This window comes from Methanosarcina acetivorans C2A (genome assembly GCF_000007345.1).
Lineage (GTDB): Archaea > Halobacteriota > Methanosarcinia > Methanosarcinales > Methanosarcinaceae > Methanosarcina > Methanosarcina acetivorans.
The window spans coordinates 3,842,277-3,856,915 of record NC_003552.1; the positions used below are offsets into that span (position 1 = coordinate 3,842,277).

Annotated in this window: 9 protein-coding genes; 8 read left to right on the top strand and 1 reads right to left on the bottom strand. The window is 44.9% G+C overall.

Annotation, left to right across the window (positions count from 1 at the left end; translation table 11 throughout):
* The first annotated feature begins 60 nt into the window (after window positions 1-60).
* The 5 genes from pstC to MA_RS16210 are packed head-to-tail and all read left to right on the top strand — an operon-like array spanning window position 61 to window position 6,301.
* Complete coding sequence (gene pstC, locus MA_RS16190; RefSeq protein ID WP_157860284.1) at window positions 61-1,041, top strand: phosphate ABC transporter permease subunit PstC; 981 nt, start codon at window positions 61-63, stop codon at window positions 1,039-1,041.
* Window positions 1,038-1,940: a phosphate ABC transporter permease PstA gene (gene pstA, locus MA_RS16195; RefSeq protein ID WP_011023034.1), complete on the top strand. Its 903-nt coding sequence runs from the start codon at window positions 1,038-1,040 to the stop codon at window positions 1,938-1,940. The genes pstC and pstA overlap by 4 nt, the downstream gene beginning before the upstream one ends.
* The gene (locus MA_RS16200; RefSeq protein ID WP_011023035.1) at window positions 1,933-3,795 is read left to right on the top strand and encodes a type II/IV secretion system ATPase subunit; all 1,863 of its coding nucleotides are present in this window, start codon (window positions 1,933-1,935) and stop codon (window positions 3,793-3,795) included. The genes pstA and MA_RS16200 overlap by 8 nt, the downstream gene beginning before the upstream one ends.
* On the top strand, window positions 3,792-4,943 hold the full coding sequence (locus MA_RS16205) for a type II secretion system F family protein (RefSeq protein WP_011023036.1): 1,152 nt from the start codon (window positions 3,792-3,794) through the stop codon (window positions 4,941-4,943). Before MA_RS16200 ends, MA_RS16205 begins: the two co-directional genes overlap by 4 nt.
* Window positions 4,940-6,301, top strand: a complete 1,362-nt coding sequence (locus tag MA_RS16210) for a type II secretion system F family protein (protein ID WP_011023037.1) — start codon at window positions 4,940-4,942, stop codon at window positions 6,299-6,301. Before MA_RS16205 ends, MA_RS16210 begins: the two co-directional genes overlap by 4 nt.
* Before the next feature lie 248 nt (window positions 6,302-6,549).
* Here the strand turns inward: MA_RS16210 and MA_RS16215 are convergent, their stop codons facing one another.
* A complete protein-coding gene (locus MA_RS16215) occupies window positions 6,550-7,191 on the bottom strand; it encodes an RAD55 family ATPase (RefSeq protein ID WP_011023038.1) in 642 nt (213 codons plus the stop codon).
* A 121-nt stretch (window positions 7,192-7,312) separates the two neighbouring features.
* On the opposite strand from MA_RS16215, the gene MA_RS16220 reads away from it, so the two are divergent.
* The 3 genes from MA_RS16220 (at window position 7,313) to MA_RS16230 (ending at window position 14,123) form a co-directional block, all read left to right on the top strand.
* Complete coding sequence (locus MA_RS16220; protein WP_011023039.1) at window positions 7,313-8,422, top strand: hypothetical protein; 1,110 nt, start codon at window positions 7,313-7,315, stop codon at window positions 8,420-8,422.
* Window positions 8,423-8,787: 365 nt separating this feature from the next.
* Complete coding sequence (locus MA_RS24730) at window positions 8,788-13,200, top strand: NosD domain-containing protein (RefSeq protein WP_052279190.1); 4,413 nt, start codon at window positions 8,788-8,790, stop codon at window positions 13,198-13,200.
* Between the two features lie 104 nt (window positions 13,201-13,304).
* On the top strand, window positions 13,305-14,123 hold the full coding sequence (locus MA_RS16230) for an A24 family peptidase C-terminal domain-containing protein (protein ID WP_011023041.1): 819 nt from the start codon (window positions 13,305-13,307) through the stop codon (window positions 14,121-14,123).
* Window positions 14,124-14,639: the final 516 nt, after the last annotated feature.

Genomic DNA, 14,639 nt, shown 5'->3' on the forward strand with positions numbered 1-14,639 from the left:
TTTGTGTTACTGAACACAAACCATTTTTTTTCTTTTCCGAAAACTTGTTTGAGGTTTCTAATGGTTAAATTTGAGAAAAAAACAAAATATACGGAAAATAGCTTTCCCGTAAAATTTGAGAAAAAAATAAAATATACTGGAAACAAAATTCCTGATGAACTGCCTCATGCTTTTTTTCTTGGAATCGTCCTCCTGACAGCGGTCTTTATCCTGTATTTTGTTGGTTTCATATTTTACTCTGCAATTCCTGTTTTTGAAAGCCAGGGGATAATCAATTTTATTACCGGAGACTCCTGGAACAATGGAAATTTCGGGATTCGAAATTTTATTGTGGGGACTCTCATTATAACTGCAGTTACCATCATCCTTGCTGTGCCCCCCAGCATCTTTACTGCCATATTCCTCTCAGAGTTTGCATCTCCGAAAGTAGTTTCGGTTTTTCGTCCTCTTATAGAGCTGCTCGTGGGGATTCCCTCAGTGGTCTACGGGATATTCGGGCTTTATGTCCTTGCAGACATCCTGAAGCATGTAGACCCCATAATCAGCAGCATTTTTTATTTCATCCCTTTTATGAGAGATACGACCCCTGGGCAGGGCGATGGGGTCTTTTTATCCTCTGTCGTACTCTCCATAATGATATTGCCCACTATCATTACAATTTCGGAAGACTCTATCCGGGCAGTCCCTGGAGTATATAGGGAAGCCTCCTTTGCCCTAGGGGCAACGAAGTGGGAGACTATTAGGCACGTGGTACTGCCTGCAGCTTCCGGAGGCATACTTTCTGCGGTCGTGCTCGGAATAATGAGAGCTATGGGAGAAACGATGGCTGTAGTTATGCTAATTGGGAATATAAACCGAATCCCGTCCTCAATATTTGGCTACACCCTCCCCATGACTACCAAAATTGTAACAAGTGTAGGGGAGAATATAGGAAATCCAGACGTCCTGAGTGCCCTTTTCGGGATTGCAGCGGTCCTTTTTGCGCTTGAAATCCTCCTTGCAGGATTTGCAAAATTACTTGTGAGGAGGTGTAAGTATTGAACAGCACGAATTTTAGAATTCTGAAGGGCAATATCTTCATGGGGATATCCTACTTTTCAGCAGCAACCGTAGTCTTGGTCCTTTTATTCATAATCGGGATAATAGCAATCAAAGGAATTCCTTCGCTAACTCCCGAGTTTGTATTTTCTTCCGAGTCCCAAGTCTTTGGCTTTGGAGGAGCCATAGGGAATGCCATTGTAGGGACTATCCTGCTATCAACCCTTTCTCCCCTGCTTGCCATCCCTTTTGCAATAGGGACTGCAATTTACCTGAAAAGGTACGCAAAGGAAGGGTTTTTTACCAGTTCACTGAGCTTTTTGCTTGAGGTTCTTTCAGGCACTCCTTCCATTGTGCTCGGGCTTTTCGGGTTTCTTTTCCTTGCCATCCAGATGAAGTACTTTACAGGGGGATTTTCTTTAATCTCAGGGACAATAGCCCTTGCAATACTTGTCCTGCCTGTCATGGAAAAAGCAACTGAAAATGCCCTTGACAGCGTCCCGCTGGAACTTGAAGATGCAAGCTATGCCCTTGGAGCGACCAAGTGGGAGACCATCAGTAAAATTTCTCTTCCTTACGCTATCCTAGGGATTATTACAGGTATATTGCTAAGCATCGGGAGGGCTGCCGAAGAGTCCGCAGTGGTTGTGCTGACAGCCGGCTACTCTCAGTTTTTCCCGGAATGGAAAGTTGTCCCCAATGATAAGTTCATCTTCGGGGTAAAAATTTATCCTTTCCAGGACCTTGTGGCGGCTCTCCCGATAACGGTTTATCACGGGTTTGAGTTCCCGAATATGGTATCGCCTTCCGAAAGTTTCGGGGCTGCCTTCGTATTGATCCTTATAGTCATGCTGATCAATTTCACGACGCGCATGTTTCTGAGGAGGAGAAAGATTGGCTGATTTCGGGGCCGGCGCAGGAAAATTCTTCAAAAAAAAGGTGCCTGCTGCCCAGGAAGTTTCAACCTCCTCGGATGTAGCCGAGGCTGTGGACTCTTCGGAAAACGGCCTTATGAAGCCTGTTGAGCCGGAAGCTTCCGAAAAAATCATTAAGCCCGGTATCCCTTCGCAGAAGAAAAAGCCGAAGTTCAGTCTGAAAAACCTGTTTAAAAAAAAAGGGTCTAAGAAGGGCAAGTCCTCCGAGACTGAGAGTGTCGTGCTTGATACGGATGTTGGGGAGGTAGAGGTCAACCTTAAGAAGGGTGCCGGGAAGCTTTTGAATCCCGGATTCGAGGACTCAGAAGACCCTGGCTTTGATCCGGGAGAAATTTCGACCCCGAAATACGGGATCCCTCTCAGGGAAATTGATGTGACTTACGAGGTAAAGGCGCCTTTCCAGTATGCTCGGGTCTATTTTAATGGAGAGGAGCTCGTCCATGAAGGGATCGAACCCCCTATGAATAAAGGAGAAAAGGAATATCTGGACATCATCGAAAAGGCCTTTGAGAGGATGAGTTCTTCGGAAATTCTGATTGTGGATGAAAAAAAGAGGATGAAGGCGTTAGAGGACCGTTTTTTGCTGATTCTCAGGATCTACAGGCTTGACCTTACTCAGTTCCAGAAGGATAAGATGTTCTACTACCTTATGAAAAAATACATGGGGTACGGGAAAATTGACATCCTTATGAATGAGCCCTATGTGGAAGATATCACCTGCAACGGGCCCGGTACTTATGTTTATATCAACCACAGGTTCTACGGGTCCATCAAGTCCGATGTTACTTTTGAGGAAGTAGAGCTCAATAATTTTGTCATGAAGATCGCCCAGATTTCGGGAAGGCACATCTCTCTCCTCCAGCCGATCAGGGACGCAACCCTTCCTGACGGGAGCCGTGCAAACCTGACCCTTGGGCGGGAGGTCACAAAGAAAGGCTCGACTTTTACAATAAGGCGTTTTAAGTCCAACCCTATTTCCTGTGTCGACCTTATGAAGTACAAAACCTTTGACTCCCTCATGCTCGCCTACCTCTGGGTAATTATCGAACGCAAGCGTTCAATCCTTGCAGCAGGGGGGACGGCTTCGGGAAAGACCACCACCCTCAATGCGCTTGGCATTTTCATTCCCCATGAGTACAAGATAGTATCCATAGAAGATACTGCAGAACTGAACCTCATGCACCCTAACTGGACGCAGTCCGTTACCAGGATCGGATTCGGAGGAAATGAAGGAGGGGGCAAGGCTAAAGGGGACATCGAACTTTATGACCTCCTGAAAGCCGCCCTCAGGCAGCGTCCCGAATACATCTTCGTGGGTGAAGTCCGGGGAGAGGAAGCAAGTACCCTTTTCCAGGCAATCTCGGTTGGGCACCCCTGCATGGGGACAATCCACGCAGGGAGCATTCATGAACTGCTCTCAAGGGTGGAGTCCGAGCCAATGAACGTGCCCAGAAACCTTTTTGCAAGTCTGGACGTCGTGATCTTCAATGCCATGGTCAAGCACGGGGAGCACTTCATAAGAAGAGTTATGCGCATCGTAGAAATCGTGGAGCTTGACCCCGAAAAAGGCGACCTGGTAACGAACCCGGTCTTCAAGTGGAATGCTGCGGACGATACGTACGAGTTCGGCGGGAGCAGCGCGATGTTTGCGGACATCGAGGAAGAGTTCGGGATCCCTGAAGAGGAGCTTGTCGAGGAAATGTACACCCGTGCCAGAGTGCTTGAATGGCTCCACGAGAACGACATCGTAGATTACGCAAAAGTGGCCAGTGCAGTCAAGGACTATGTAAGGATGCAGAATGCACAGGAGGATAAGAAGTGAACGAGCCCGGTTTACTTTCCGACCCTTCCGAAAATGGCCCGGAAAAGGAAGCCTTCGGAGAAAAAAGTTCCGAAAGTACTGAAGATCACTCTGAAGGTATTGAAAGCACCGCTGGAAGTACCGGCGGCGTAAATGCCGGAAAAAGCAAGGGAAAAGGTCAAAAAAAGCCCTTTAAGTCCTTCGGGTTCATGAAAAAAATCAAAAAGAAAAAAGGGGTTTCCGAAGGCACGGAATCTCAGACCGGAAACACTTCAGTTGGTAAGCCTGCAGGCCATAAAGCAAAACCGAACCTTGCTGAAAGATATAAACATTTCTGCTATCGTTTCGGGATTTATTTCGACCGAAAACCAAATACTGACCTTGCAAAGTCTCTGTATCAGGCAGACATAGAGATAACTCCGGGGATGTTTATCTCCCTTGCAATCATAACCTCTCTGTTTGTCGCGGTTTTTATGTTCGTCATCTCCACTGTTTTGTTTTACGGCATGCCGAACGCTTTTGTTTACGTCTTCTCCCTTACGTTTCTCACTTTAGGGCTGAGCCTCGGAGGTTTTCCTTTTGCTCTATACAACAAGGTCTCAAACAAAAATATGAATATCCAGCATGAGATCCCTTTTGCGCTAAGCTACATGTCAGTTCTTGCAAGCGGAGGTTCCTCTCCTCTGGACGTAATCAGGCGGGTAGCTGCGGAGGACTACGGGGAAATTTCCAGAGAGCTTTCCAAAGTAATGTACAGGATTGACGCCCTCGGGGAAGACGGGAATACTGCGATGTCATACCTGATCCAGAATACTTCTTCCGAACACCTCAGGGCGGTCTGCATAGATATTTCCAATGCCATGCAGGCAGGAGGAGGGCTGCAGGCCTACCTTGAATTGAAATCAAAAGAGCTCATGGAGATGCGCCGGCAGGCCCAGAAGGCTTTTGTCGACTCGCTTTCCATCTATGGGGAAGGCTACCTCAGCGGCATAGTTATGAGTGTGGTGCTTGTGGTGCTCATGATCGTAATCTGCAGCGCCCTCGGGATCGACCTTAAGATAATGACCCCGCGCCAGTTGTTTAACTTCTTCGTCTACTTCGCACTGCCTTTCATAAATCTCATGTTTATCCTCATGCTCTGGATGAAATACTCGAGGAGTGTCGTATGAATTTGAATCTCACGGAAAAAAAACTGATTATCGAGCGTTATCTTTTCGTCACAAAGGTCAGGTTCAACATCAAAAGGGAACATGTAACCCTGGGGTTGCCTATTTTTCTCGCAATCCTCTTCCTTTCGTTTGCCCTGTTTACAGGGCACACTTTTCCTGTGGGAGAAACAGGTAGTTCTGCAAGCGGGGAAGCTGCGGAAAAACTGGATGCATACGAGCAGCTTGTAGCAGAAATGGAAGCAATGGAAGCCCAGGAAAATGGTGAGAGCACAGCAGTAGTGGAAGAAAATGTGTCGAGAGCAGGAACTTTGCCTGTGGAAGAAAAATCCAAAGCTGATATGGACCAGATGCTTATCATTGCTTTCATAATTGCAACGTTGCCCTATTCTATTGATGTCTTAATGCAAAAAAGAAAGCTTAGAAAACAGGAAGTTGCCTTCAGTGATTTCCTCTACAAACTTTCCGAGCTGATGCGGGGGGGCATAGACCCGGTCAAAGGAGTAATAGCCCTTTCCAGAGGGGAACTGGGGGCAATCAAAAAGGAAGTCCAGGACTGTGCTTCATTTCTGGTACTGGGGCACTCCCTTGAGTACTCTATGAACCGGCTGAATGAGGCAATCGGCAGCAAGCTGGTTGCGAAGTACATTAATATCATTGTCGAAGCAGCACATACAGGCGGAAATGTAGCTGACCTTGTCTTCAGAACCTCAGAGGATATGCGTGCCGTCATTTCGCTTGAAAGGGAAAAAGAAAACAACCTGAAGCAGTATGCCGTAGTTTTCTATCTCGCTCAGGGTATAATGGTCATGCTCGTATACATCCTCTCAACTTCCCTGCTGCCCCTTATCCAGGGGACAGGCATGGCAATGCTAGGAGGACAGGGAGTTTCGGACATTGACTTCAAGCAGGGTTTTTTCCACATGATCACCCTTAATGCACTTTTTGGGGGCATGATTATCGGGATGATCACCGAAGGAGATCTGAAGCAGGGCCTTAAGCATACGAACCTTTTGCTTGCAGCCAGCTATATTGCCTGCGTGATGATTATCCTGCCCGTGGCTCCTCTTGAGACTTATAATATTGCAGTCGAATCCGGCGGAGACCAGATAGTTATGTCAGGTATACCACCCAGGGAACCTGTAGTTTTTAATGTCACCGATACGGAAGGAAACCCGGCCAAGAACGTAGAGGTCAAAATGAGCATTTCCCCGGCGGGTTCGGTCAGCAGCGGGACAACAAATAACGAAGGAATAATCAGGGTTAAACCGGTCCCCTCACAAAAGGGAGGAGTCTACATAGTTAAAGCCACGGTTGGAAGGTCTTACAACTCCACGACTGTGACAGTTCAACAACTCTGATGTGCAGTGAGGGGCAAAAGATAGTTAGATAAAAGATAGTTCCGGACAAAAAAAATGACGGAGAAGATAACGCAAAACTGTGGTCAAAAACCGCGTCGCATGGACAGTTTCCAGTCCATTTCAGTTTTTGAAGTTGCTCCTTTTGTTTAAACTTAATTGTTGTAACTCAATTTTTTGTTTCTGAAAGAGCCATATAAGGCAAAAAAATCCTAACTATTTGGTAGTAAACCCTCATCGGTAGTAAACCCTTAACCGACCCTTTCCCTCGTATCCGGAGAAATAGTGCCCTCTTTTATCTTGTAGGGTATCAGCCTTTCAATAGGAGGGACCCTTTTCATTTTAGGGATGTTAATGAACCTGTTAACCTTTCCTGCCGGGTACTCGGTCCGGAACTGGATTATCCCGTCTACCATGGAACGCAGGATATGTTCTTCTCTTCCCTGAAGCACTCCCATATCCGAAGCGAGATAGAATGTGATATTGCATTTTCTGCTCGTCTTCAGAAGCAATTTCAGGTCATTGATAAGGTCGTGCAGGCTCTCTTCCATGAAAAGGAAGGAAAATGTATCAACAACGCAGATATTTACGGGTCCGGCATCACCCTGTGCTGAAAGAGAGTTACAAATCTCAACAAGGGATTCTCTGCTTTCTAAGTCCCCATGAACAGTCAGTTCTTCTATTTCCTCACCTTTCGACCCGATAAACCCTATCTCTTCAAGTATCTCCTCTGCCGAGCGTTTAGTGGAAATATACAGAACTTTCTGTCCTTTTTTCAGGTAATCGAGTACTAACCGCTGAAGAAAGATGGATTTGGTCTCTCCAAGGTCTTCTTCAACAAGCAGTAAGGAATTGTCAGGAAGTTCCCCCAATCCTAAACTTTTGAGCAACATTGTTATTTTTCCATGTATTTCTGGTTTATATTCTTTTCACATATATTCATGATAGAACCTCAGTATACTATAGAGATTATTGTGGAAAGATATATAATCTTAAAATATATCTTTTTTAAACATGTCTTTTAAGGGTAGAGGGCTTTTTCAGGACGAGAGAGCGGCAACTGTCGTGTTCGGAACGCTGCTCATCATCCTCGTGACAATTACAGTTGTATCCGCGCTTGCACTTTCGATTTCGGTGGCACAAAAAAATGCAATGGATCGGCAGAGCGCAATTGAGGCTTCAGAGAGCGAAAACCTGAAAATAGTATCCATTCAGCCCAAAGCTTCCGATTACCCTCTCTACTCTTCCTACTGGGATTCCCTTAATATTACCGTCCTTAACCTTGATATCCTCGATTCCAGGGTAAGCGCCGTCAGTATAAACGGGAACTATATGATGAACTATTTCCTCATAGACGAAAACATGGAGCCATTCCTGATAAGCGGTACCGATTATCCAATGATCTTTGATTCCAGACGCAGAGCAGAAATTCCTGCCGGGAAAGCCCGGCAGATACATATCGGCGGTATCCATACTTCCGAGAATATAACCCCAGGGTCCTCTTCACCTGTAAATGTATCTTTAAGTAACTTTCCTGATAAAGCATACTCAGACTTCAGTTACCTGGTGAAGGTTTACAATTCTACTGCTTCTTTTAATTACGGTTCCGATTTTACTGTAGACGAAAACAGTTCTATTCTCACCCTTCTTAACGATAGCTTTGTACCCGGTACAAATTATACCGTCGAATACACAACCTTCCTTAACGGTAACATGGGACCCATGCAGGTGTCAAAAAACGACCCAATAACCGTTGAAATCATATCGGACAGGATAAACGTGTATAAGAAAATGTTTGTGCCTCCCGTACCTCTTGCTGAAGTACAGTACAAAAGCGAATTGAGACCGAATGGCAGTGTTGATCAGTATCTCCTGTTCGATGCTTCAGGCTCCTATGACCCGGACTCCGACGGGTTTATAACTGGCTACGGATGGGCGATCTATAACGGTACAGGTGCAAAGGTGTATGGTTTTGATGAAGGAGATACGCCTCTGAGAGGGGTCAAGGTAAGACCTGCTCTGAACCTCCTTGACACTCCCTTCACAATTGACCTTGAAGTCACAGACGATACCGGCATGGTTTCAAAGCTCAGCGAGACTTCAGGAAACATAACTATTCCCTGAACTGCTAGTGTAAATCGGTTTCCTACAGCTTTTTACTTATTTTGGTCTGAGTTCTCAAAAAAATTCCTTCTTTTCAAGAATTAACCCAACTGGGTATTTGTTTCGTTAGAAACGATCAATTTATTTAGATGTAAATTACTTATTGTAGTACAATATATTTTAATCAAACTAACCATAGAAAAGTGATAAATAAGGATTTAGTTTGTATAGAGAGCCATATTTTATTAAAAGATATATACCTATCACTGATCTCATAATTGCTATAATACTATATAGTCAATTTGGGATGGGACTTATAAAAAATTGTATTTCATGCTGATCTTAAACTTTCAAAATACACAGTGGAATGGGTAGGTGGATGGTTAATGGTTTCTTTCGCAAAAAACAGGTACTTCGTTTTATTTGCACTGACCTGTATGGCGTTGCTGCCACTGGTACAATACGTAGGTGCGGATATTGGGAGCAATAGCACCTGGTCCAACGATTCGGTACAAAACCTGGATACAGGGGAGTTCTTCGGCACAATTCAGGCAGCAATCGACGCTTCGAGTGATGGGGCTACTATAGTTGTTTATCCCGGCACTCATGTTGAGAACGTGGACGTTTACAGGCAGTTGACAATCAGGTCGTCTTCAGGAAATCCTCTTGATACTGTTGTCCGAGCTTCTTCTTCGGGAGACCACGTTTTCTATGTGAATGCAAGTAATGTAAAAATCAGCGGTTTTACTATTAGCGGGGCAAATCAAAAATCTCCTTACGCCGGGATTTACCTCACCAGAGCGAAAAGCTGTACCGTAGAAGACAATATCATATCCGGCAACTGGTATGGAATCTACCTGGACAACTCAGCAAGTAACATCCTGAGTAATAATACGGTGAGTTCAAACTCGGACACGGGAATCTATCTGGACAACTCAGCAAGTAACGTTCTGAGTAATAATAAGGTAAGCTCAAACTCGGGCACGGGCATCTGCCTGCTGAGTTCGGTTAATAACAAACTTACAGACAATACGGTTTTTTCTAACTATCGGAACGGCATCTGGCTGAAAGACAATAGTAACACCAATATCCTTAGCGGAAACCTGGCAAGTTCGAATACCAGAGCGGGTTTCCTGTTAGACAACCAGTGCATAGGCAACAGCCTGGAGAATAACGTAGTAGATGCTAACGGGGGTCACGGGGTCTATCTCAGCGCTGCCAGCAACAGCAATAATCTCAAGAACAATACTATAAGTTCGAATACGCTTTACGGAATTTATCTGAGTTCTTCCGGGGACAACCGGGTGACTGAAGGCAACAGGATCACAAGCAACAGCCGCGGGATCTGCCTGAGCAATTCCAATTCCAACCGTATATTTAACAATTACTTCAGTAATACCGAGAACACCTATTTTGAGGGGTCGAATACAGGAAACAGCTGGAGCACAACTAAAGCCGAACAGGTAAACGTAGTCGATGGCCCGTTTGTCGGAGGCAATTTCTGGGCAAGACCCGACGGTACGGGGCTCAGCCAGGTCAGCCGCGACCTTACCGGGGATGGTTTCCTTGATGTTGAGTACAATCTCACCGGCACAGGTGCAAACGGCAATGTAGACTACCTCCCCCTTGCCCGGACAGTCATAGTCGATCCTTCGGGTGAAAAAGGATATACAAGAATTCAGGACGCTGTAAGCGCCTCATCCAGCGGCTATTCGGTTGCGGTTTATCCGGGAACTTACAGTGAAAACGTAGAGATTTCAAAGGAACTTGCCATAGCAGCCATATCAGAACTGCCCCAAAATACGGTGGTCACTGCAAGTAATCCGGAAACGCATATATTCAACGTGCGCTCAAACGGGGCGGTCATCAGGGGATTTTCTATAACAGGGGCAACTGGCACGGATTCTTCGTCCGGGATTTACCTTGACGGAGTTTCGGACTGTATCCTGGGCAACAACCTCGTATCAAAAAATTCCGTAGGAATTTGCCTGAGCAATTCCGAAGGAAACACTCTCCTGAATAACAGTATGTCTTCAAATACATACAACTTTAAGGATAGCGGCACCCTTCAGAACGAAATCGATACCGGCAATACCGTTGAAGGAAAACCCGTTTACTATCTTTGTGAAAAATCGGACGTAGAAATCGGTTCCTCTTCCAATGCCGGAACAGTATACTGTATCAATTGCAATAACATTACAGTAAAGGATCTGGTCCTGAAGGACAGTCCCAGAGGCATTTCTTTCTACAATACCGGAAATTCGAGGATACTGAATAATGTTGTCCAGAATAACTTTGACGGGATCTCCCTTGAGGCGTCTTCCGGAAACACCCTGGACGGTAATACTGTCGGTAAAAGCGCAAATAACGGCATATACCTTTCCGATTCCGACTCTAACATGGTCATCAATAACACCATTACAGAAAATAAAGTCTCGGGTATATACCTTTCCGATTCCGACTCTAACACGGTCATCAATAACACCATTACAGAAAATGAAGTCTCAGGAATCGGCTTCAGTTCTTCCGGGGACAACCTGATTTACAACAATTACTTCAACAACATCAACAATGTGGACCTGGGAACGGACAATTCCGGGAATACCTGGAGTACGACGGCAACAGCGGGAGTAAACATAATTGGCGGCCCCATGCTTGGCGGGAATTACTGGGAAACCCCGGAGGGAACCGGGTTTAGCCAGACCTGCACTGATGTTGGTGAAGACTACATCTGCAGACAGACATATACTATCAACAATAACAACATTGACTATCTTCCACTTTCCAATCCTGCAGGGGTACCCCCCCACGTTGAATTCTCGGCTAATTTTACGGGGGGACTTGCTCCTCTTCCGGTTCGCTTTACGGCGTCTTCATCGAGCATAGTCTGGCCGGTTCAGTGGAGCTGGGATTTTGGAGACGGGACTTCTGTTGAGAGCGGACAAAATAATATAAACGGCACCTATACCGGCTCTGTTGACCACATATACCGCAGTGCCGGAGAATATACCGTCAATTTAACGGTTAGCAATGGTCAAACATCTGCATACAAAACGTCCAGAATCTTTGTTGCGGAACCTTTTGTCTCTCCCCTTTCAATAGAAAAATATGTTGTAAGCCTGGACGAAGATACAAAGGAAATCGTAATCAAATCCGGGTATGAAAATGTCGAAGTAGTGGATAAAACGGTTTTGATCCGGCTTGAAGGAATAAACCTGTACATATTTTCGGAAAGCGGTTTCGAGGAGGATGAAGACGGCAACCTGAAAGGTAAATACCAGTATGCAAAACTGGAAAAAACCCTGGAATCGTCAAAACTCGGGGATAATTTAACTGCTGGCTTTTCGTTCAGTGCCAGGCTCAACGGACAGCTTTCTGCACTTTTAAATCCTGACGCCGGGATTACCTGTGGGCCTGTGCCCGGAACTCCGAACAGCAGCATAGAACAGGCTATCCAAGATTCACTTAATGCCTCGTCCCTTTCCCTGAACAGGGTTGCATACTCCCTTCTCATCGAAAAGAATGGGTTAGAAGGGATCGATATAAGTGATGTAAGTCTGGTCATGACCGGCCCTCCGGATTATGTCGATACCGATGGTGGCCCTGAAAAATTCATAATTATGAGCTGGTGCGATGGGGAAACAGAAAGGTTAACGACAGGTAGCAACACTTCTGATTCGTCCTTTGAATTTACGGGAATTTCTTCCACAGGGCTCTCTTCCGAAGGTTCTTTTGTAGCGTTGCTTATGTCCCTTGCATCGGCACCCGAAGAAGAAAGTGAGGAGGAGGACAGTTCAGGTGAAAGTTCCTCAGGCGGAAGTTCCTCAGGTAGGAGTTCTTCCGGGGGAGGTGGAGGAAGTGTTTCTCCGGAAGATCAGGATAACGTTGAGATCAAAGAGCTCAGCCAGAAATTTGTTATCAGCGGCACTCATGTAAAGTTTGCTTTTCCGAGGGGCGTGACCGTTGTTTCATCTATTGAACTTGATGCCAGGAGGTCTTTTGGCAAGGTCAGTACATTCGTTGAGATGCTCAAAGGAAAATCAACTTTAGTCACATCCCTTCCTGAAGGAAAGGTCTATAAAAACCTCAATATCTGGGTAGGCTCAGGAGGAGCTGTAACCTCTGATAATATCGGAAATGCGTCTATACAGTTTAAAATAGAGAAAGCCTGGATACGGGACAACAACATAAGTCTGTCTACTATCACTTTACACAGGTACGGTGAAGGTTCCTGGACTGCACTTCCTACAACCCAGGTTAGAGAAGATAGAGCATTTTATTATTTCAAAGCTAAAACGCCCGGATTTTCGCCTTTTTCAATCACAGGTTCTGAAAAAAAGCTCCAGTCGCCAGAAGTTGTTTCCTTTAATGAAAGGCCTAAAACCGTTATTAAGACGGTTTCCCGGGAAGAAAAGTCTGCATATGAAGTGCCTGAGACTGCAGCAGGTATTCAAGAAAATGAAAACGGAAACCCTTCCGAAAAAGGAAGAAACCTCTTTATTTTTGCGATCCCGGCTTTAATTATCGGATTGGTACTTGCTGTTCGGCCTGTCAGGAACAAAGTCACAGGTAAAGTCAGAAGTATAATTTCCGGAGAAAGAGAATCGTTTGGTTTCGGAATGGATGAAGGAGAATTCTCTGAAACAGGGGACTCGGAGGTAAACGCTCAGGGATCTACCGCAGTTTCAAAATCAGATGAATCATCCGAAATAGACAGAATTGCTGAAGAACAGAAAGCTTCAGCTAAAAAAGAGTCATACAGGGATTTTATATCTCAACTAAATAAACCGAAGCCTTAAGGTGAAGATAACTCCCCCTGATGAAAAATCCGTTAAGAATCCGAAAGACGGGACTACCGGAGAGACTAAAAAAGCTGAAGAACCTCCCTCGGGGGTTTTTCGGCATGCCCGTAAATAAGATGAGTAATATTCATAAAAACATTTTAAACGTGTTCTTCATGATTGAAATTCTCAAAATACTCTTTGCAATGGCCTTTCTGCTCTACTCGTGCTATTCCGACCTGAAAGCCCGCAGGGTCTCAAACGGGGTCTGGAAATACATGCTGGTGTCAGGTTCGGTGTTCGTAATTTATGAACTATTTACTGGTGGGACCCCCTATCTCAAAGCTCTGTTCCTTTCTGGAGTGGTAGTTTTTATTTCCGTTTATATCCTCTTCCACCTTGGGGCTTTCGGGGGCGGGGACGCAAAAGGACTTCTAGTGCTTTCCATCCTTTTCCCACTGTACCCTATCTTCCAGTTCTCGGGAGAGGCCTATCCCCTGTTAGGAAGACCTCTGATAGGGCTTTTTACCTTAACAGTCCTGGGAAATGCGCTCCTGCTGACAGCTCTTATCCCTCTCGGAATGTTCTGTTACAACCTCCTTCATTTCTCCCCTGAAATGCTGAAAAAACCCCTTTACATGCTCATCGGGTACAGGACGGAGATCTCTTCCCTGAAAAACAAAGAATATCTTGCCCTGCTCGAGAAATTTGAAGTCGACGAACATGGAAGTATCATGAAAAGGTTTGCAAGGACAGGCCTTGATTTTGATGCGAATCAAAAACCTGAACTTGAAGAATATATGAAAAAAGGGCTTATTGGAAAAGATGTCTGGGTTACCCCTGGCCTGCCTTTTATGCTCTCAATTACAGCGGGATTTATTACTGCTATTGTTTTCGGGGATTTCATATTTTATATTGTTATGTGTCTTATGCTGGGCTGAATTAAATCCTGAATCTGAATACAGAAGGCTACACTGTCTTATTTTATAAAACTAGACTGAATGTATGAAAACGTATTATATCTGGAAACGTATGAAACGTCCAATACACAGGTTTGAAAACAAATCTCGTGTCAACATATGGTAAAAACCGAAATTGATCTTATTAGCTGCAGGGGAGTAGATTCCTGCAGCCTGGAAAAACGGCCTATTCAAAAGTCGACAAGCTCTCACATCCAGACACACAACCGCATTAAACCGTTTTATTCGAAACCCAATTTAGTGCAGTTACGGATCTGACCTACACTGACCTACAAGATGTAGTAATGAACATAGTAGTATATATGTTTTTTGTGAGTATTCTATAGAGTAATGACTTTAACTAAATAGTTATTTTCCTTATGGATCTGATAAATAGGCAGCGATTCTTAAGATTCATGATTTCCTTATATATTCAAAATATTTCTTGCTCACAATTTTCAATATAGAACATTTATAACTATTCAGGTTAGCAGTGAA

Excerpts from the sequence above, each read along its gene's own strand:
- MA_RS16220 (WP_011023039.1), top strand. The coding sequence starts at position 7,313 with ATGTCTTTTAAGGGTAGAGGGCTTTTTCAGGACGAGAGAGCGGCAACT.
- pstC (WP_157860284.1), top strand. The coding sequence starts at position 61 with ATGGTTAAATTTGAGAAAAAAACAAAATATACGGAAAATAGCTTTCCC.
- MA_RS16210 (WP_011023037.1), top strand. The coding sequence starts at position 4,940 with ATGAATTTGAATCTCACGGAAAAAAAACTGATTATCGAGCGTTATCTT.
- MA_RS24730 (WP_052279190.1), top strand. The coding sequence starts at position 8,788 with ATGGTTTCTTTCGCAAAAAACAGGTACTTCGTTTTATTTGCACTGACC.
- MA_RS16230 (WP_011023041.1), top strand. The coding sequence starts at position 13,305 with ATGCCCGTAAATAAGATGAGTAATATTCATAAAAACATTTTAAACGTG.
- MA_RS16215 (WP_011023038.1), bottom strand. The coding sequence starts at position 7,191 with ATGTTGCTCAAAAGTTTAGGATTGGGGGAACTTCCTGACAATTCCTTA.